Raw genomic sequence first — 18,258 nt, 5'->3', positions numbered from 1 at the left:
TGCCCTTAATTTTTTTTTAAAGCATCAGTCAAAGTGCCAACTGTTTCTTTTAAATTTTTCGTGTTAAAACTAAATAATGTTTCACTTTTATCTGGATGAATTTTCGGTTGGTTATACACCAGTTCAATAGATTTCAATAGCATTTGTTGACGAGAAGTATTGTCCTCTCTATCCGCATTTGAAAGCATTTCAGAATAAGCCGTTAGTGTCATTGCTACTGCTGACTTAAAAGCGTATTCTTCCTGAAGATTTCTTTCTTTTTTGTATTGTGAAAAAACAAATCCCATTAATATAAAAACTGGGGAAGTTTTAAGTAAATTGATTAATAAGTTTATCCATACATCACCTGTATTTGCTTTCAAACAAGTAAATACAACCAATACCCATATAACAGAAAGTATGGTAACTCCAGGAACACTATTTTTCCAAAAAACTAATCCCTTTTCTAATTTATCTTGTCTTTGGTCAAATTTCGAACCTAATGCACCATCTGCAGCCATTCCGGTTAAACGAACAATTTCCTCCCGATTACCTTCAACAAATTCAATACCTTCTTTTGATTTTTTTAAATCTTCCAATGCTGTGGCAATTGATGTTTCTAATTGAAGTTTTAATGCTAAATTGTCTTTTTTAATTGACGTGAAATCAGTTTCATATTCTGTGATACTTTCAGAAACCGTTGTAACTTTATCCTTGATATTCTTTAATATTCCGTCAATTTCCGTATCCTTATTTGTGGCATTAGAAACTACTAGATTTAACTCTGTTAATTGTGAATTTGCAGTAGAAAGTAAGGTTGTAATTTGGGTTAACTCCAGTTTTTTTTCATCGATAAAAACTTTAAAATCAGAAATTGTACTTTCTAAATTTGCTTTTAAAACATCATAAGAAATTAGATTTTTATTTAATGCCTTTTGATTTAGATTGATTAAAGTTTTTTGCTTCTTTAGTTCTTCTAAATCAACTGAATGCGATTTTACTTCTGATTTGTTCCAGAAGCCATTTTTTATTTGATAATGAATTAGTTTGTCTAGTATAGGCTCGATAGTAGTAAATTGGTTGGAATTTAAATAACTATGAATATTTGACAAATCGTTTTGAAGATTTACTGCGCCAAAATCATTAGCATAATTTTCAGTAAATGGCAATAAAAATCCTAATCCATTTTCTAATTCCTCTTCTAATTGAGTAATCATTTTATTGAAAAGAAACAGAAATTCTGCAGCACTATATTTACTGATATTTATTTTGCTAAAATCAGTTTCAGTAGGATAGGTAGCTATTAAATGTTGCTCAATATCGGTGCTTTTTATTGCTTCTAAACTATCCTGCACGATTTGTTTTTGATTAATGTTCATATCCTTCCAAGTATTTTTTTCGTTTACTATCTCTTACTTTTTTAATTATTTTCAACAATATTAATCTCTTCCTCACTCAAACCATACAATTCATACACCATTTTATCAATAGCTTTTTCGGTGGTTTCTATTTGTGATTTTAGGTTCTGGGCTTTGGCTTTGTTTTCTTCAAATAGGTCTAACCATTCGAACTCGTCTTTTTTTGTGAGTGGCGTTTGTCTTGCTGTTTTAATGGCTTTGTTGAGTTCTGTAATGTAAGTAGCAAAGGTTAATTCGTTCCAGTTTTCTAGCTTTTTAGGCAGTTTCCCAAGTTTATATTGTCCTGAAAAGTAGTTTGTGAATTTTGTTACTACTTTATTGAAATCATTTGTACGATTTAAAATGTCAATTATTAAAATTTTAAACTCTGAACTTTCACTCTTGACATAAGGAAATCCTTCAATATAAATGCCTTTAAATTGGGCAAATGCTTTATTTTCATCACTACTTTTAGTTTTATGGTAGTAACTCATCAACCTAGAATTAATTTGTGCAATCATTGAATAAATTTCATCTGTCTTTTTGGGAATTATTAAATACAAATTTTTAAGTGCGAAATACATTTCAGTTTCAATTGTTGCTATAATCGTAGCTCCAGTTCTCCTCATTAAAATTTTTGGCTGCAAATACATATTTTCATTTGCATTACTTTTCATCTCTTTTTTAATAAAATTCAAATAAGTACCACTATGATTGTATTGATATTTATTTACATCACGGCCTAATAAAATTGGAATATGAAACTCTGAATGTTTGGTTTCAGACAACCATTTACTATTATCCCTAGTTTCAACACCACGATAAACAATTGCGTTTTTGCCAAGTTTATCGAATTTGGTTTCTAACTTTTCTAAAAAGGGTTCTGACTTAGTAATGAAAGGATTATAACCACTAATAAATTTATCTTTATTAAATTGTACTTGCTCAAAGGTATTGTTGATTACATCTGATGACAACTTAATAGTTTCATTTTTATTTGCTACATTTTCAGACAATAAAATTACAGTTTCAACGACTTCAGCAAATACGGTATCTTTTAAATATACAATTTCATTAACATTTTTATGATAAACACCCTTTCTCATTTTTGAAAAATATTGACCATCTAGCCAAGAATTTGGTATAATAAATCCAAGATACCCTCCTTTTTTAAGAATAATATTTAATCCTAAATCAGTGAATAATGCATAGGTATTTGGATTGTATTCTGAAAATTGGAATTGCTGATTTACATACTTTAAAGTTTCATCACCAAATATTGATTTTATATAAACAACATAAGGCGGGTTTCCAATAATCACATCAAAACCTCCTTTGGCAAACACTTCCGGGAATTGTTCCTTCCAGTTAAAGGCTTTGTCGCCGGCAATGGCTTTGCTTTCGATAAGAGAGTTGCCGCATTTGATGTTGTTGTTTAAACTCGTAAGTTTTCGTTTGGGTTGGGCAGTGCGCAGCCACAACGAGAGTTTTGCAATCTCAATACTTTCTTCGTTGAGATCGACCCCATAAATATTGTGTTCCAGGATTTGGTTTTCGATATCGGGAAAGACAAAGAAACCTCCAAAGAGTTGTTTGTTGAGTTCATCTAGGTAGGCGTGTTCCTTGATCAAGAAATCTAAGGCTTGGTTCAGGAAAGCTCCCGAGCCACAAGCTGGGTCGCAAATGGTGAGTTCCAAGAGCCATTCGCGGTAGTCTTTGAGCTGCTGGTCCAGTTTTATAATGGTGGTGGCTTGGCGGTTCTTGCGGCCTTTGGCATATTCTTCGTCAATGATGCCGAGTTCTTGTTTTTTCTCGGTACAGAGTTTACCAATGGTGTTGTCGACAATGTATTTGGTAATGTATTTTGGAGTATAAAAAACGCCGTCTTTTTTGCGTTTGGTTTTTTGTTTGTCGAAATCGGTTCCTTCAATTTCGGCATTGACACTTTCGATTTCATTTAGTGAATGTTCAAAAATGTGCCCCAAAATATTCACATCTACCTGACTTTCGAAATCATAAGTAGAAAGTTTTAAGGTATGACGATAGAGTAGGTCATTGTCTATGATAATTGCATCGAGAATCGCATCGGGTTGAAAAAGCCCACCGTTATAGGCAAAGATTTCTTCTTTCTTGTCGGTGCCTTTTCGACCCGTATCGAGATAGCCAAAGTATTGTTTGTAGCGGTCGTAAAGTGGCATTTCGACATCCAAATCAGCCAAAGCTTTCCATTCTTTTAGCACGGTATTGATCGAGTTTGGCGCCAATAATCCACGGTCTTCTGCAAAGAGAATAAACAGAAAACGGTCAATCAATTTTTGTGATTTTTGGAAAAGAATCAGTTTCGTAGTCTTTTCGGGTAAATCATTAAGTATGATGTTAGACCGGTTTTGTTTGACTAAATCGCGGTACAATTCGCGCTTGAATACGGAATAATCCCCATAGAATTTTTTAGTAATATTTTCTTCTTCCACCACCGAAGCTTCTTTTATACTGAGGGGTTTATTAGCCAAGATATTTTCTTTGGCCAGACAGAGGTAGAAGATTTCAAATTCGGCGTGGGTTAGCGTAAACAAGTTGAATTCTTCATAATCTACGGCATTGTTGATGTAGAACCTCAACTTCTCGAAGTTGGAGGTAATGACATAGATACAGCCTGTTTGGTTGGCTTTGTAATCAAAGGCTTGTTGACGGATGCTTTCTAGGTCTTTGGTGTTGGTTCCCTTAAGTTCAATTACTGCTAGGGCATTTCCGTCTTTTAGAATGGCGCCGTCCACTTTTTTGGCTCCCTTTATGTTTTTGAGTTCCGTTGTCAGATTAAAGTTAGCTGCCGGATTTAGTGTGTAGCCCAAAATGTCCACAAATAATTCTCGCAAGAATCCTTCCTGGAATTGTTCCTCCTTACTGTTGCGAATATTTTCCTGAATTGCACCATTGTGAAAATACTTAACGTATTTTTTATAGGCTTTTTGGATCAAGGCAGAATCTTGTTGGCTCAAGTATTTCTTGAGAACTGAGGGCTGAAATAATGACATTGGTAACGCTTTTTTTTAGAATCTAAAAATACACAATTTGAAAGGAGTGTAAGAATTTTGTTATTAACAAATTAGGCTGATAAATGACACTACTTTCGATAAACGAATCCGATTGATTTTTCAAAACTAAGGAGACTAAATTGAATTAATTTACGGTTTCCCACATTTGAGGAGCACAAATATTTATTATCTGCTTTATTTCCATTTGTTTTGCGTCAAATTATAACCTTTTGACTGTTAAAAGGTAAATAAACAACATTTTATAGGAATACGCCATACCCACTTTTAGTGATATTGACTATATCACACAGATGAAAAATATTTTAGGATTTCTTATAAAAACAAAAAAGACCGCCTCAATGAGACAGTCTTTTAATAGGTATTTTTGGAAATTATTTGTTTTTAAATAGCTTTTCTAAATATTCTACTTTTTCTTTTTCGGCTTGAAGTAGACGTTCATAAAGTTTTTTGTTTTCTTCAAAAACTTCAACTAATTTTTCGATAGGATTAAAGTTTGGCTGATAATTAAATAATGCACCATTATCGTGATTATTAACTGTGTTTCCAATAATATTAAAAACAGCTTCTTCTGAAAAATTTTTCAGAACCTCTTCATTTACTCCAAGTGCTTTTGCAACTTCAAGTAATTTTTCATCTTCAATAGTTTCACTATTTTCCATATTAGAAACCGTTTGCTGACTCACTCCAATAGCTATTGCCAATGCTTCTTGTTTCATTCCTCGTAGTTCTCTGATGCGACTGATGTTGCGTCCTATGTGTTTTGGTTTTGTAGTTGTGCTCATAGTGTAAAGGTATTAAATAGCTGCGAAATTTTTATTGGTAAAATACCAACGGTAAATTGTGTAATACAATCCCAATTGGTTGAGTACGGCCAGAACTGTTCGGAACTTGCTATGACTTAAACAAAAATACACATTTGTCCGATATGTTTCACACTAAAAACCAGAATTATGAATCACACCACTTTACTACAGCAAAAGTATCCAGAACAAGATTCCCTTGAAAAAGTAATTGAACTTTTATTATCCTTTGTCCTGGCAGACTCCATCTATTTCTCTTCTCCCCTTGAAGAGGAGGGTAATGAAGGAATCATTATCGTTATTATTGGAAAGCATAGTCCGCATGATTGGGATGATCTTACTGATTATTGTTGGAAAATTTTTGAATCTTATCCTCAATTCTCTTTCCGAATTTTTGGTTGTGATTGGGTGAAGGAAGAACTGAAGAATGGAAATCCCTTTTTTGTTATGCACTGCAGTTCTAAAGAGTTAGTTTACACTGTAGATGATAGGAGCACTATTTTTTTTACTGAGAAACTGAAACCAAAACGCTTTTTGAAAAAAGCGAAATGTAGGTATCAGATTGATAATCAAACTTCGTTTGCTGCGGGATTGAATGTGAGGCATTATAAACACGGTAAAGATTATCTTCAAGCCGCTTATGCATTGCACCAAAGTATAAAATTTCTATTCATTACTGCTTCTGGTTTCTTGACAGGGGAATGGTTAGTAGATCAAGAGTTGGAAACACAGCAAAAGCATATTAGCAAATTTTCGAACACGCTGGGAAAAGTATTTGATCATGATAAGGTGGAAGATGTTCTATTACTGGAGTGTCTTAGTAGTGCCTGCTGTGTGGTACAGGGACATCAGGAAACTGTTGAAATATCTTTGCAGCTAATTGAAGCTGCAGAAGCAAAATGGGAATGGATGAAACAAGAGGTTCAACGCTTATTTACTACTTGTATATGCCGGTGCAAACATCAATTTTCTTTGGAAAGTATTCCTCTTATTGCAATTAACGAAAAAGATCCCCTGCAATTAATTACTACAATTATTACTGATTCTATCGAAACATTGGCTATTTATTGCTTTGGAAAACGGAGTATTAATCGATCATTGACTGATACTATTCTTGAAGAAAACAAAGTGAACTTTGAAAACAATCACTATTATTTATTTGTAATTGTTAACCAATATGTGGCAGATGCTGCAGCTAATCTTGCCGACAGTATTAAAACTCAAACGGGAGGTCAACATACAGCAACGGTACTGCTACACAAGAAAACATCGCTTAAGCAAAGGCGCGGTGATCAACAGCATTTTTTCTATCAGGTTATGGAACGGGGCCAATTGTTATTTCAAAATAATGCTCAGCCACCTTACCTTCCTTATGATGAAACGCCATGCCGTAGTATCGAATCAGCACGTAGGTATCTCGAACAGCGAAACAAGACGAAGCATATTTTTATTGAAGCAGAATCCATGGATGGAGGTAGTTCCACTAAAGTAAATGTCTTTATGATGCATATTGTTTTGGAACAGACTTGTTTGGGACTTATTCGTTTGTTTTTAGGGTATTTTCCTAATCATTTTTCTTTAGTCTTTCTATTTGATCTGTGTGAGTATTTCACGCCACTTACTGCTGAAATTTTTCCACGACAAACGGACAAGGACAAAGTGCTGTTGAAAATACTTTCCTGTCCAGGTAGTTCTTTGCGGTATGGGTTTATTGATGATGTGAGTCAACACGATTATGAAGTTTTGTGTAACCGCTACCATGAATTTGTGGAGCGTGCTGATGCAATTGCAACAAAAGAATTGGAACGTTTAGAAGAAGTGTTCAAGTAGCAGTATTCAGAAGGCAAAAGACAATAAACTGATAATTAATTACAACAGATTTAGATAGGTAAAAATAGTATATAATTTATTTTAAGGATTATGGAAACAAATAAAATCAAATCTCTCGAAGATTTAAAAACGCTTGCAAGGAAAAGCTTTATAGTGCTAAAGCCAGATGATCGAAAGGGACACTACAATATCACTTTACCGGTTAAAAGTTACACGGAATTGCATTTGTTCATCTTGGACATTGTAAAACTTTCGCTGTTGGCACTTGATGCCGAACAAGAGTCGGTGACATCTATTAAAAACCCTTGCGTGGCGATTCGTGGCGTATTGGAAATTGTATTGCAGCTCGTTCCCTTGGAGGAAGCGGAATTACTTGATAAGATACATCAATTGGTATTTGATGGGGTAGAAGATTCGGAAACAAAATCGTAATTGTTAAACACAACTAATAAAATTATGGAATTATCTGTTATTAAAAAATTGACTAATTTGAACGAACTGACAGACAAACATTTTACTTCATTATCTCCGGATAAGTACAAAAAAGAGGTCTATACTGCATCTTTTGGCGTAGTAGGTTACAAAGACCTCATTTTTGTGGTTAGTGACCTGATTAAGCTTTGTATTAAAGCTATCGAGACGGAAGAATCTCATGATCCTGGTTTGATTGTCAGTCCCCTTGTCAACATTAGTAATATTCTTGAAATTGCTATTCAGCTTTTACCGATTGATGAAGCGGAACTTTTGGACCAACTGCGGGCGTTGATGGAAAAACCACAGACATAGGCGATAAAGGAATTTTGGAAACATAGTCAGTCTGGGATTAGGCTAGGTGTTGTTTTGTTTGTTCAAAATTTCGGTAAGAGTTTCTAAATCGTATAGTTGAATACTCTCTGTATTTTCTTGTGGTTCCTGAGGAAGTTGTACCAAAGTGTTATTTTTGTCGACTATTAATTCGCTTAATTGATCTTGCGAAATAAGTGCTATTACTTGATTGAATGTCTTTGTGTTGCATATTATTTTTTTACTTTTAAGATGGATAAATATGTTCGCTTTTTTAGCATTTTCATTGTAATCCAGTGAAAGGAATTTTGAATCATTTGATTTCAGCGTTATGTCTGAAAATATAGGAATGTCCCTTCTCTCGACTTGGGATGGTAAAAGTACGGCAGTAAATTTCCATGTTTTCAATTTAGGGGCGTTGTCAATTAATGCTATTACTTGATTGAAGTATTCAGGGTTGCCATTGCAGGTGATTGTGAATTCGGTTTTGTCTTTTGCGGTATTTGGAAAAACGATTATGAAGTCTATTTCTTTGCAATAGTACCCCAAGTGTTTGTTGATCCAAAACAGGATGTGTTCTTGTTTTTCAATGGTTTCGTTGTTTATAGTTTTGATCGTTTGATTGTTGTCTTGGAACCAGTTCCAGAAGGTGTTTATTTTTCTCATGATGAAAAAGTTTAAAGTTTAAGGTTTGACAAGTTTAAATTTGCTTTTCGATATAATTTTTGCTCAAAGTGATGCCGTTGCTTTGTTCAAGGAATGATTGTTATCGTTTATCCTTTGTTTCTTTATCGAAGGTGATGAGGTTAAACATGGCTCTCATTCTGGAACGGAGGCGGTTGCCGTAGTTATTTTCGATTTCGGAGGCGGAAAGGTTAGTGGTGATGTGCGTGACGGATTTGTTTTCGATAAACTGTTCGTACCGGCTGATAAGTACTTCAGCCATGACGTTGCAATCATTACCGAAGTGCTTGATTTGTTGTTCTGCACCCAAATCGTCAAAACAATAACCCGTTAGTCGCGATTGATTGGCTTGCTTTATTGTGTAGCAGTTGATGGCCTCAAAGCCATTTTTGGCAAACTCAAAAGAGACTTCTCTACATGTTTTGATTTTATAGTCGGAGTTTTGATATGCAAAAGGTCGTATTAGATGCATTAGAGACGTTTTGCCGCAACCAATTGCTCCAGATACTAGAATGCCTTTTGCTAGGTCGATCTTTAGTTTTAAGGCTATTTTCTCGTCTTGAATCATATAAATCAACAATTTATAGATGGTTGGGTGGTCCGTTTCGTTAATTTGAAATGAATTTCCATAGGTTGTTTTTCCTTGGTTCTCGAGGTATTCCAGGCATTTTTTGAAATTATATACTTTGAAACCTTTGTATAGCACGAAGGTTTCATGAATGGATTTACAATGGTTCATCATAGTTTTTTTGGGTTGCCGTGTGCAGATGCATCGGTTTTGGTTGCGAGTTGTAATTGGTTTTTGGAACATTTGTAGCAAACTTAGCTGTGTTGAGCATCCAGTTTCGAGCTGCTGCTTTCCAATCTTTCATTTTTGTTTTTCCGCCTATAAGCCAACCGATACTGGAGTAGTAGTTGAAAAATTTATTGGCTTCTATTTGGGAACTTTCCTTGAAAGAGAAATATTCCAGTATCATTTCGAGTGAGGGTTTCTCGACTTCGTTCGAAATGACAGTTTCGTACAAACTGTTTTCTGTTTTATTTTTTGAGCTTGCTTCAAAAATTAAATCGAGTTCAATTGTTTTTTCTTTTTTGGCGCAAGTTTTTTGCCGACTGCTTTCAGTTTGTTTTTTATCGGTGTCGGCGAATACTGTAATTATTTGCCGATTGTCATAGGTCCATACTTCCAGCATTTCATTTTTTTCTTCTGGAATTATTAAAGGATTCAAATTTTGAACTGGTTTATTTCTTGAAATTTTTTCTATATCTATTTTTGTTTTGTTTAAATTGTTTTTAACTGTTTGTTTTTTATTATATATATAGAGCGGTTCATTTAGCTGTTCAATGACTTGTTCGTTTTTTGCTACTGTCAAATTGGGAACGGGTTCATTTTTTGAATGGGTTGGTTGTGGTAATTTTGTAATTTTTTTTTCTTTTTCAGAGAAATTGATCATGATTATGGTAGAGGAGGAGTGGGGATTAAATGTTGGGTTGTATACCATAAACCCTAAAAGCTCCAACTCTTTCATGCACTTATGATACGTCGCTTTTGAATTGATTTTGCTGGCTTTCATGATTTCTTCCCGAGAAATGCCTGTTGGATTCTTAAACCTATTCACGTTCCAACATTGGAAAAGGGCTAAATAGAGTGAAATGTGGGTAGGGTTGAGGTTGGTTTCGTAATTGATTTTATTGAAAAATCCGGTGAGGTGTTTGATGTAGTTCATAAGATAGTGTTCAGTGTTCAGTTTTTAGTGTTCAGTTTGATTAACCACAAGTTGTAAGGAGTTAATGAGATTACTCCTCTAATTCGAATAAAGTCCTCTTGTCTTCCTTTGTCGAGGTTAGAGAGATTGTTTCGTTACTTGTAATGACTTTACTTGAAAAGGGTCGGCAGGGCATTTACTTTATTTCCGTTTAAAAGTTTTTCTATATCAGTTTGGTCGTAATACATAATGCCACCTATTTTGGTGTAGGTCAACGTTCCGTTAATACGAAGGTTTTGTAAAGTACCTGGTGAAATATTCAGCAGTTTTCGGACTTCATTGGATTTGAGCCATTGTTTTTGTTGAAGTGGTTTGGATTGTATGATTCCTTTTAAATCATTGAGAAGAAGACTTCGAAATTCGTTTAAGTCTTCCATTGTAATTAATTGCTCGCGGTACATTCTGTTTTTAGTAGCGTTGGTGGAGCTGTTGCTTTCAAGTGCCATAACTTATGTTTTAGATTGTTATGGTACAAAAGTGTTGGTATTGGTTGATTTTATATCACAAGTGGTTCACAAGTTGTGAAAGAAAAGTAGTGTTTAGTGATCAGTGTTCAGTCTCGATTGATATCGGGATTAGTGTTCAGGGAGTTGTGAGGAGGTTGTAATTGTACGTTTATTGGTTGATTGCTGTTTTTATATTTGAAGAAAGTCTTTACTTTTTTCCTTGATGAAAAAAGTAACAAAAAAATCAAGCCTGAATATTTTTACACCCAAAATCATCGGACAAATTTCCCTATCGCGACCCCAGCCGCTCGTGTTTCACACTCGACTCGGGGGGCACTCCCTACGGCCAATGCTAAAATTCTTACCGTGATTTTATGGCGTAAAATTATAAGGGCGGTGTGAGGAGAGTACAGTTGAACGTTTATTGGTTGAATGTTATTTTTTTATTTTTAAGGAATTTTTTTCTTTTGTATTATGCAGTCGGTTCGAATAAAACTCCCTGTGGACAACGCTTAAATCCACGCCTTGATTTTCTGGTATTTCAACTATAAGGACGTCTCAGATGATGTCTTGTTATTATTTATGAATGTTGTTGGTTTTTTAATTCACTGATGAAGTAGGTGGGAGAGAGGCCTGTTTGATTTTTGAACGCTCGTGTAAAGTTTTGGGTAGAACCGAAACCTGCTTCGTCAGCTAATGCCTCATTTTTGTACTTGCGGTATGTGTTATCGTTTTTGAGTAGTTCTACAATATGTTCAATCTTTAAATCACTGATATATTCAATTGTTCCCTTATCACGGTAGCGTGAAATAATTTTTGAAGCGTATTTTGTATTGGTGTTTAGTAATGAAGCCATTTTTGCCAAAGTCATGTCTTTTTCGAGGTACTTTTTATTGCGCTCAAATTTTTCTAGATTTTTTAGAACTGTAGTAATTAGTTCAGGATTGATATCGAGTTCTTTACTGGTATTGTTTAATACTAATGATTGGGCCGTGTCGGGTTTACGATTCATTAATTCTTCAAATAATCTTTTGTTTTTATAGTGTCTGTGCACCAGAAACACAATGATTATTGACATTATAGTTATTATAATGGAGACCACAACTGTCCAGTAGTGTTCATTGTTTATTTGAGTTTGAAGTGTTTTTTTTGTGTCGTATTCTTTGTATATTTTGCCTGAAAGGTATTTATAATCCTTAAGTAACTGCTGATCTACTTTTGACAGGGTGCTGAAGTAGTATAGTTCTAATTCCTTGTCGTTTTGTTCCTGATAATAATGAATTAATAGTTCATAAGCTTCCCGTAAATCAGGGCGTATGTACTTTTGTTTTTGGAAAGCTTCATCTATCTTTTTTAAGTAGGGTACTGCCTTTTCCTGTAAATTTAGGGCCCAGTAGCTTTTACCTATGTAAAAATAGGCCGTCGTTTCGTTTGTAAAGTCTTTATTCACTTTCACAGCCGGCAGTGCCTTCGTCAATTTCTTTATTGCGTCAGGAAAATTGTGTTTAAAATACTGATTTACCCCTTCGGAATGAATGAAGTAGGGCTGCATTTCTAGGTTTTTAAAACGCAGGCCCTCGCTCAGACCTGTCTGGTTCATCTGGCTGCATAACTTATATTTGCCTATGCGATTGTAAGAAAGCCCTAAAGAGTGAAGTGTATTCAGATACGCACGGCTATTTTCTTGCTTGAAATACCCAAGACATTCTTTAAATAATGCTACTGCCTCATCGTAAAACCCAAGGTAATATTTGATCTGAGCAATGCCATATTTTACTTTGTAAATTTGGTACTGGTTGTTTGTCTTCGAAATGTATTCATCTGCTATCAGGTAGTTGTCAAGTGCTTTCATGTGTTCCTTACGGTCATAATAGACTGCTCCTCTCGTCATGTACGCTGCTCCGATTAATGCCATGTCGGCTGTCCGCTTGGCAGCTATCAGCATACTATCGGCATATGTAAGCCGTAACTTTTTATCGTTTTTATAAATTAATACTTTATATGCCAACGCCATTTGGTCGAAGTTTATTTCCCTTTTTGCTTTAGCTAACCATGATTGTGCATACAAACTTTCTTTGATACTGTCCTTTTCCTCATAAAGTATGTTTTTACTAAAATATTCATAGTCTTTAGTTGAAAGACTATCCGGAATAACAAAATTATTTTGTTGTGCATAAGCATTACAATACAGACATAACCATATTATAAGTAAGTATTTTTTCGTCATATTTCTAAAAGATTGGGGGCTTACTGATTAGAAAACATAAGATTAATGTCTTTGGGACTGTATTTTGTAAAATAAATGTAGCTAAAATAATGTAATTGATTACAAGAATTAGCCTTATAAAGGATTCTTTCGTTTCATTGAGTTTAACTTGCTGTTTAGTTGGATTTTAGAGTAAAATGTAGTGTATTCAATTCGGGAATTGCATATCATGGATTCCCGAATTGAACAGCTGTTGGCTTGCCGGAGAGGAAAGGACCGATTAGTTTTGCCTTGAATTCAAACGGTTTTGTTATGAGCAAAACCACCATCAAAATTGTTCAGATTATCCCGGGAGAAATGAACTGATTAAAAAGTAATCAGTAACATTTAAAACATTATCAAAGATGAAAAAATTCTATTTAGGTTTTTGTACAGTAATTTGTTTATCCGTTCTATTTTCGCTTGCATCCTGTAGCACCGATAGTCCTTTTGTAGAGGGCGATACGATAGGCAAGGCAGATGTGAAGAACGAAATTCCTTATTATGCTCCCAAAAAAGGGGATGCAGTGCTCGCTGCGGAAAGCTTAACGGCTAATACAGTCACAACGGAGGAAGAAGATATTATTGATCCAGACTGGAAAATACTTATCGGCCATATTACTGGTGGTACTGGAAGTAGTAACTAGACATAAAAATCATACACATTACTATGGTAGTTATTATTACAGTATGATTTTTTTTGCAACCAAAGCTAAAAGGCTGCTCTAATTTGAGCAGCTTTTTTTTAATTTTCATCTGCATCATCCATGCGGATTGTGAGTTTGTTTTTGAGTGTATTCATAAATTTTGTCCTATCGGATTTCCTGTTGCGGATTTCCAGAAAAACCCTGTTGAATTGACCCAATTCGATTTCTAAAGAAGACTCGAAAAAGGATATGACTTCTTTGAGCCCTGTGGCTCCATTATTAAAAACGCCTTCTGAATGCAGCGCATAAATTAATTCTATCAAATCTACTTTTGATCCTGTCCATTTTAGGCTTTTAGGGAGTGGGGAAGGAGATTGTGCTGTTATTGCCTTTCTTTCTAGTTTTTCCACTTGTTCCAGCAGAAAAATTTTTATTTCATCGTTCGCTATTATACGAGCCATCTTATAGTCGTGAGAGGTTGCGAAGCGATGGTCTATTTGAAAATAAACACTATCCATCATCAATTTAAGGTCGTATTTTTCGCGTATATAATATTTGCTGTCAAGACAGTTGTTAGCCGTGCGGCAGTAGCGATAAAATTCCTGGTTTTGTTTGAAGAAAACCTTTAATTTAAGAAGTTCGGAGTTATAATATTTAGCTATTGTTTTATGGGAACCCAATGGCTTGTTGGTTTCTATAGTATAGATTTCGCTGTAGTAAATGAGTTTAGCCGCAAACTTTGGTTTGATGTCGCGAAAGAATTCTATTTCTCCTTTCTTGTTCAACGATTTGTATTTTATGAAAAAGGATTTTAGTCTCTCTAAGGCATTAACGCTACTTTTAATGGACAATTCAGCCGATTGAATTGGATTTTCTATTTGCAGATGGATTTCTTTTAATTGCTGTTCTAATTGGGACATCAAGGATTCAGAAAATAATTTCATTGAAGCGGTTTAAGATTTACAAATTGACTTTTTTGATAATTGAATTGGGCTGTAAATCTATTTGATGATTACTATTGTTGCAAATGGTGTGGTGTGCGATTCCCGAATTGAATAGTGAAATTCCCGAATTGCATAGTAGTTATAATTTTATTTTTTTTGCGTCTATGATAATTTCTTGCGTAGTTTTAAAATAAACTGTGGTAGTTATGGAATGTGATGTCGGAGCAATAAGAATGGCTGGTATTTGTAAGAAGCAGGAAAAGCTCGAAGTGTGATATTTTCCAATTATCCTCGTTAAAAACGCTTTGTTTTTATCTTACTAAAATTAATACTACTCAATTTAATAGAGTAACAAAGCGGTATGAATAATTCGTTTTGAACAACTATAACGAAAGGATTGGGATTACAGAAAGGGCTTAGGTCTTACTTATTGTAACATAAAAGGAATACAAAGCACCTGAGTCCGTTTACTTCATATATTTATCAATCATATATTGGGTAATTGGTTTTAAAGGTTTTTCATTTTCAGGGTTAAAACCAGGTCCATTAAAAAAAACCAATTGATTACCTTTTTTACAATACCACAATATTGGTTTATTGTGCTTAAAAAAGGTTGTAGTATCACAAATTTTAATTTTTCTAAAATTCAGCATATTTTTATTTAGAGGCATAGTTGAATACAAGTCTACAAAACCAACTGCTTTAGTTTCACAGTCAACTGCTTCATAATGGTCTTTTTGCCATTGCATGCACTCTTTTTTGGGTAAAAAACTGTATCCAATACCACTCAACATTATAATTAATAGCATTCCAGGAATAACTACCTTTTTTTGGTAAAGACTTAATTTTTTCTTTTTCAAGAACGATGGTTGAATTGGGAGATCCGCACTAATAGTATTCTTTTTAATAAACTCAGTTGCTCCAAAAACATCGCCTGTATTTAGACTCTCAATACTCGTACTGGGAATGTTCTCTTTTTTTAAAGCTTCCTGTTTTGAGAATTTAAGATAAGGTCGTGAATTAAAATCGACTAATATGGCTGCAATATTCACTGCTTCAATATCAGCTAAATCAGTTTCTCCTTTAAAAAACGTTTCAATAGGCCTGAATTTATCTGTTTGCTCTTTTAATCTATTGGAGCAATTTAAAGAAAAATCAAATTGAAAAAAGGCAGAAAAGCTTTTTAAATCATCAGTGTTAGTGTTATTCTTAAATAACTCGCCACACAATTTCCTCAATTTGGCACGTGAAGGATTTAGCAAAAAACTAGAATAATTTCCAATCTTTTCAGACTCATACTTCAATTTAACCGCTGCTTTATAATCTTCTAAAGTATTTTTCATCATAAGCTTAAAGGAATTTTCAGGAATTTCAAGGAATCCACCGTACTAGTGGGAATCATGGGAATTCCACGGCAATTTTACTGTGGAAGCGTCATTACTTTGCTTCAGAATTAGTTCTTGTTCTATTTCGCGATACGGACAAATGTACAAAACTACTTCTATAAAAGTGAGGCTATACAGAACAGAATTTTTATTCCGGGAAGTATAATTAAACGATTCCGTACTAGCCCACTTTACTTCCCGTAACCCAAAAAACTGTTCTCATTTTAATGGTTTGGCCCTTATTAATTATTCGATTAAAGATATCGAACGGCCAAACCTATGTCAAATTTTCAAAAATTTAAATCATGAAAAAAATATTTTTTACAGCTGCTGTTGCAGTATCGGGCTTAGTTATGGTATCCTGTGAAGCGGATGCGATTGATAGTGCAATTCCTCAAGCAAAAGATTTTAGAGTACAAACAAAAGGGCTAGAATTCAAGGAAAGTGACACTATTCCGATGTTGAATATAAGCACTTCTATGACTAGTGACGGTCCTGGCGATGACATAATTATTATTACACCACCCAAAAATCCTTAATTATAAGCCTTTGTTTATAATTAACCGCTAATTTCGGGGAAAGTAGCATTGTATGCTGCGTTCCTCGATTTTATTTTTTTTACTTCCAAGTATATCTTGCCAAAAGAGTACCGAGATACCTTTTGTTACTATTAAAAAAGAAGAAACGCCTAAAAGTGTCCTAGCTAAGAAATTCTCCAATTTAAGAGGTTTGTATTAAACTGCAAAAAAATTTGATAGCGCCTACTATTATTACAACAAGTCAAAAGAGATATTTGAAACTTAAAAAGATAGTGCATATTCTGCTTACACTTTAATTCAGTTGGCACGAATCCAGCAGATATTTGGTAATTATGGTAACAGCGAAGAAATATTAACTGAGGGGTTGCCTTCTATTCATGATAATTTGGAATATCAGATAGCTGCAATTAATTTATTTAGTATCTCTGCATAAGAGCTAAAGAATTATGATGATGCCGTTTTTTATTACATTAAAATCTTAGAAATTGCTAGCGATTCAATAGTAAGGGTTACGCCGCTCAATAATATGGCTAATGTCTATATAGAACAAAAACAATATAAGGGCGTGGTAGCTATTTTAGCCCCCTTTTTAAATCGAATTTTTTAGATACGCTACCTTATAAGAAAGCCATAGTTACTGATAATATGGGGTTTGCTTATTATAAATGTGATAGTAATAAAAAAGGAGTAGAACTTATGAACCAGGCTTTAGCAATGCGGATTTATATAAGTGATTCCTATCGAAGTATTGAAAGATATTTGCATTTAGTTGATTTTTATAAAGGAATGAATTATCAAAAATCAAAAGAAAATGCATTGCAAGCTTATGCAATAGCTACAAAATATCAAAGCATGGATGGAAGGTTAGAGGCCCTGACAATTTTAATGTCATATAATCAAGAAAAAGGAATAAATCGTTATGCCGTATTGTTTGTAAGTTTAGATGACAGTATTAAAAAAGTTTGGAATAATGCTAAAAATCAATTTGCTAAAATTAGATATGATTCTAGAAAAGCCAATCTGGAAAGCGTCAAATATAAGGGGCAGAGGGCAGAAGCCCTCTTGCAACTTTCAATACAAAAGAGCCAAAAGTACCTGCTCTTTTTTGGATTTATGATATTACTTGGCGGGATTGGATTTATAATCAATTACTACAAAAGTAAAACCAAACACGAATGATTGGAGGCAAGTTATACTACTGAAACCCGAATTTACAAGGAACTCCATGATGAATTGGGTAATGACATTTTTTATGCTATGATTTATGCTGAAATTCAAGATTTGCAGAATCCAATAAAAAAAGAAACTCTTTTAGATAATCTTGATAAAATATATGTTAGAACCCGAAACTTTTCTAAGGTGAATAGTCGTATAGAAACGGGAGAACAGTTTGAGCAGAATTTAAAACAAATGCTCAATTATACTACCGAGGTTATTATTAAAAAAGGTAACCCAATAGATTGGTCAAAAGTTGAAGCAGAAAAAAGATAGCTATACAAAGAGTATTGTAAGAACTTATGATTAATATGAAAAAATACAGTCAAGTCAGTTTAGAGCTTATTGGTTTTGATTTGGAACAAAATACTCTCAAAATTGATTGTTCAGATAATGGAATTGGTTTTACGGAGAAACTAATTTTAAAAAATGGTCTCCAGAATGCGGAAAACCGTATTCAGACAATAAATGGAATACTTACTTTTGATTCTCAAACCAATAAAGGTTTTAAGGCTAAAATTTTAATTCCAAAATAATACACCAAA

18 protein-coding genes are annotated in these 18,258 nt (G+C 34.0%); 8 read left to right on the top strand and 10 right to left on the bottom strand.

From position 1 onward, the window contains the following. Positions 1-5 precede the first annotated feature (5 nt). The 3 genes from AAC069_RS06235 to AAC069_RS06225 form a co-directional block, all read right to left on the bottom strand. Positions 6-1,358, bottom strand: coding sequence for a hypothetical protein (locus AAC069_RS06235; protein ID WP_339919613.1), 1,353 nt, complete (start codon positions 1,356-1,358; stop codon positions 6-8). A gap of 41 nt (positions 1,359-1,399) precedes the next feature. Further along, on the bottom strand, positions 1,400-4,408 hold the full coding sequence (locus AAC069_RS06230) for a TaqI-like C-terminal specificity domain-containing protein (protein WP_339919612.1): 3,009 nt from the start codon (positions 4,406-4,408) through the stop codon (positions 1,400-1,402). A gap of 392 nt (positions 4,409-4,800) precedes the next feature. Next, on the bottom strand, positions 4,801-5,211 hold the full coding sequence (locus tag AAC069_RS06225; RefSeq protein WP_339919611.1) for a helix-turn-helix transcriptional regulator: 411 nt from the start codon (positions 5,209-5,211) through the stop codon (positions 4,801-4,803). Positions 5,212-5,379: 168 nt separating this feature from the next. Between AAC069_RS06225 and AAC069_RS06220 the strand changes: the two genes are divergently transcribed. From AAC069_RS06220 to AAC069_RS06210, 3 genes are all read left to right on the top strand, one after another. Further along, positions 5,380-7,059 carry a hypothetical protein gene (locus tag AAC069_RS06220; protein ID WP_339919610.1) on the top strand — a complete coding sequence of 560 codons (1,680 nt, stop codon included), beginning with the start codon at positions 5,380-5,382 and terminating at the stop codon, positions 7,057-7,059. A 90-nt stretch (positions 7,060-7,149) separates the two neighbouring features. Beyond that, on the top strand, positions 7,150-7,491 hold the full coding sequence (locus tag AAC069_RS06215; protein ID WP_339919609.1) for a hypothetical protein: 342 nt from the start codon (positions 7,150-7,152) through the stop codon (positions 7,489-7,491). 24 nt (positions 7,492-7,515) lie between these two features. Further along, positions 7,516-7,845 (top strand): hypothetical protein, encoded by a 330-nt coding sequence (locus AAC069_RS06210; protein WP_339919608.1) that lies wholly within the window; start codon positions 7,516-7,518, stop codon positions 7,843-7,845. Between the two features lie 42 nt (positions 7,846-7,887). Here AAC069_RS06210 and AAC069_RS06205 read toward each other — a convergent pair whose 3' ends face one another. The 5 genes from AAC069_RS06205 to AAC069_RS06185 all read right to left on the bottom strand — a co-directional run bounded on the left by AAC069_RS06205 (position 7,888) and on the right by AAC069_RS06185 (position 12,965). Further along, on the bottom strand, positions 7,888-8,508 hold the full coding sequence (locus tag AAC069_RS06205; RefSeq protein WP_339919607.1) for a hypothetical protein: 621 nt from the start codon (positions 8,506-8,508) through the stop codon (positions 7,888-7,890). Positions 8,509-8,608: 100 nt separating this feature from the next. Continuing rightward, the gene (locus tag AAC069_RS06200) at positions 8,609-9,094 is read right to left on the bottom strand and encodes an ATPase (RefSeq protein WP_339919606.1); all 486 of its coding nucleotides are present in this window, start codon (positions 9,092-9,094) and stop codon (positions 8,609-8,611) included. Between the two features lie 157 nt (positions 9,095-9,251). Further along, on the bottom strand, positions 9,252-10,253 hold the full coding sequence (locus AAC069_RS06195; protein WP_339919605.1) for a transcriptional regulator: 1,002 nt from the start codon (positions 10,251-10,253) through the stop codon (positions 9,252-9,254). Positions 10,254-10,402: 149 nt separating this feature from the next. Beyond that, positions 10,403-10,738 carry a helix-turn-helix domain-containing protein gene (locus AAC069_RS06190; RefSeq protein WP_197037196.1) on the bottom strand — a complete coding sequence of 112 codons (336 nt, stop codon included), beginning with the start codon at positions 10,736-10,738 and terminating at the stop codon, positions 10,403-10,405. A 580-nt stretch (positions 10,739-11,318) separates the two neighbouring features. Next, positions 11,319-12,965, bottom strand: a complete 1,647-nt coding sequence (locus AAC069_RS06185; RefSeq protein WP_339919604.1) for a helix-turn-helix domain-containing protein — start codon at positions 12,963-12,965, stop codon at positions 11,319-11,321. Positions 12,966-13,348: 383 nt separating this feature from the next. Between AAC069_RS06185 and AAC069_RS06180 the strand changes: the two genes are divergently transcribed. Beyond that, positions 13,349-13,630: a hypothetical protein gene (locus AAC069_RS06180; protein WP_339919603.1), complete on the top strand. Its 282-nt coding sequence runs from the start codon at positions 13,349-13,351 to the stop codon at positions 13,628-13,630. A 98-nt stretch (positions 13,631-13,728) separates the two neighbouring features. Here the strand turns inward: AAC069_RS06180 and AAC069_RS06175 are convergent, their stop codons facing one another. Both AAC069_RS06175 and AAC069_RS06170 read right to left on the bottom strand, forming a co-directional pair. Beyond that, on the bottom strand, positions 13,729-14,574 hold the full coding sequence (locus AAC069_RS06175) for an RteC domain-containing protein (RefSeq protein WP_339919602.1): 846 nt from the start codon (positions 14,572-14,574) through the stop codon (positions 13,729-13,731). Between the two features lie 467 nt (positions 14,575-15,041). Beyond that, positions 15,042-15,920, bottom strand: a complete 879-nt coding sequence (locus AAC069_RS06170; RefSeq protein ID WP_339919601.1) for a hypothetical protein — start codon at positions 15,918-15,920, stop codon at positions 15,042-15,044. A gap of 344 nt (positions 15,921-16,264) precedes the next feature. On the opposite strand from AAC069_RS06170, the gene AAC069_RS06165 reads away from it, so the two are divergent. From AAC069_RS06165 to AAC069_RS06150, 4 genes are all read left to right on the top strand, one after another. Then, the gene (locus AAC069_RS06165; RefSeq protein ID WP_339919600.1) at positions 16,265-16,498 is read left to right on the top strand and encodes a hypothetical protein; all 234 of its coding nucleotides are present in this window, start codon (positions 16,265-16,267) and stop codon (positions 16,496-16,498) included. 696 nt (positions 16,499-17,194) lie between these two features. After that, positions 17,195-17,677 (top strand): hypothetical protein, encoded by a 483-nt coding sequence (locus tag AAC069_RS06160; protein WP_339919599.1) that lies wholly within the window; start codon positions 17,195-17,197, stop codon positions 17,675-17,677. After that, positions 17,678-17,989, top strand: coding sequence for a hypothetical protein (locus AAC069_RS06155; RefSeq protein ID WP_339919598.1), 312 nt, complete (start codon positions 17,678-17,680; stop codon positions 17,987-17,989). It abuts the gene before it with no gap. Between the two features lie 35 nt (positions 17,990-18,024). After that, complete coding sequence (locus AAC069_RS06150) at positions 18,025-18,249, top strand: hypothetical protein (RefSeq protein WP_339919597.1); 225 nt, start codon at positions 18,025-18,027, stop codon at positions 18,247-18,249. Positions 18,250-18,258: the final 9 nt, after the last annotated feature.

It is taken from the genome of uncultured Flavobacterium sp., from assembly GCF_963974175.1.
GTDB lineage: Bacteria > Bacteroidota > Bacteroidia > Flavobacteriales > Flavobacteriaceae > Flavobacterium.
This window is presented reverse-complemented; position numbering and strand designations above follow the sequence as displayed.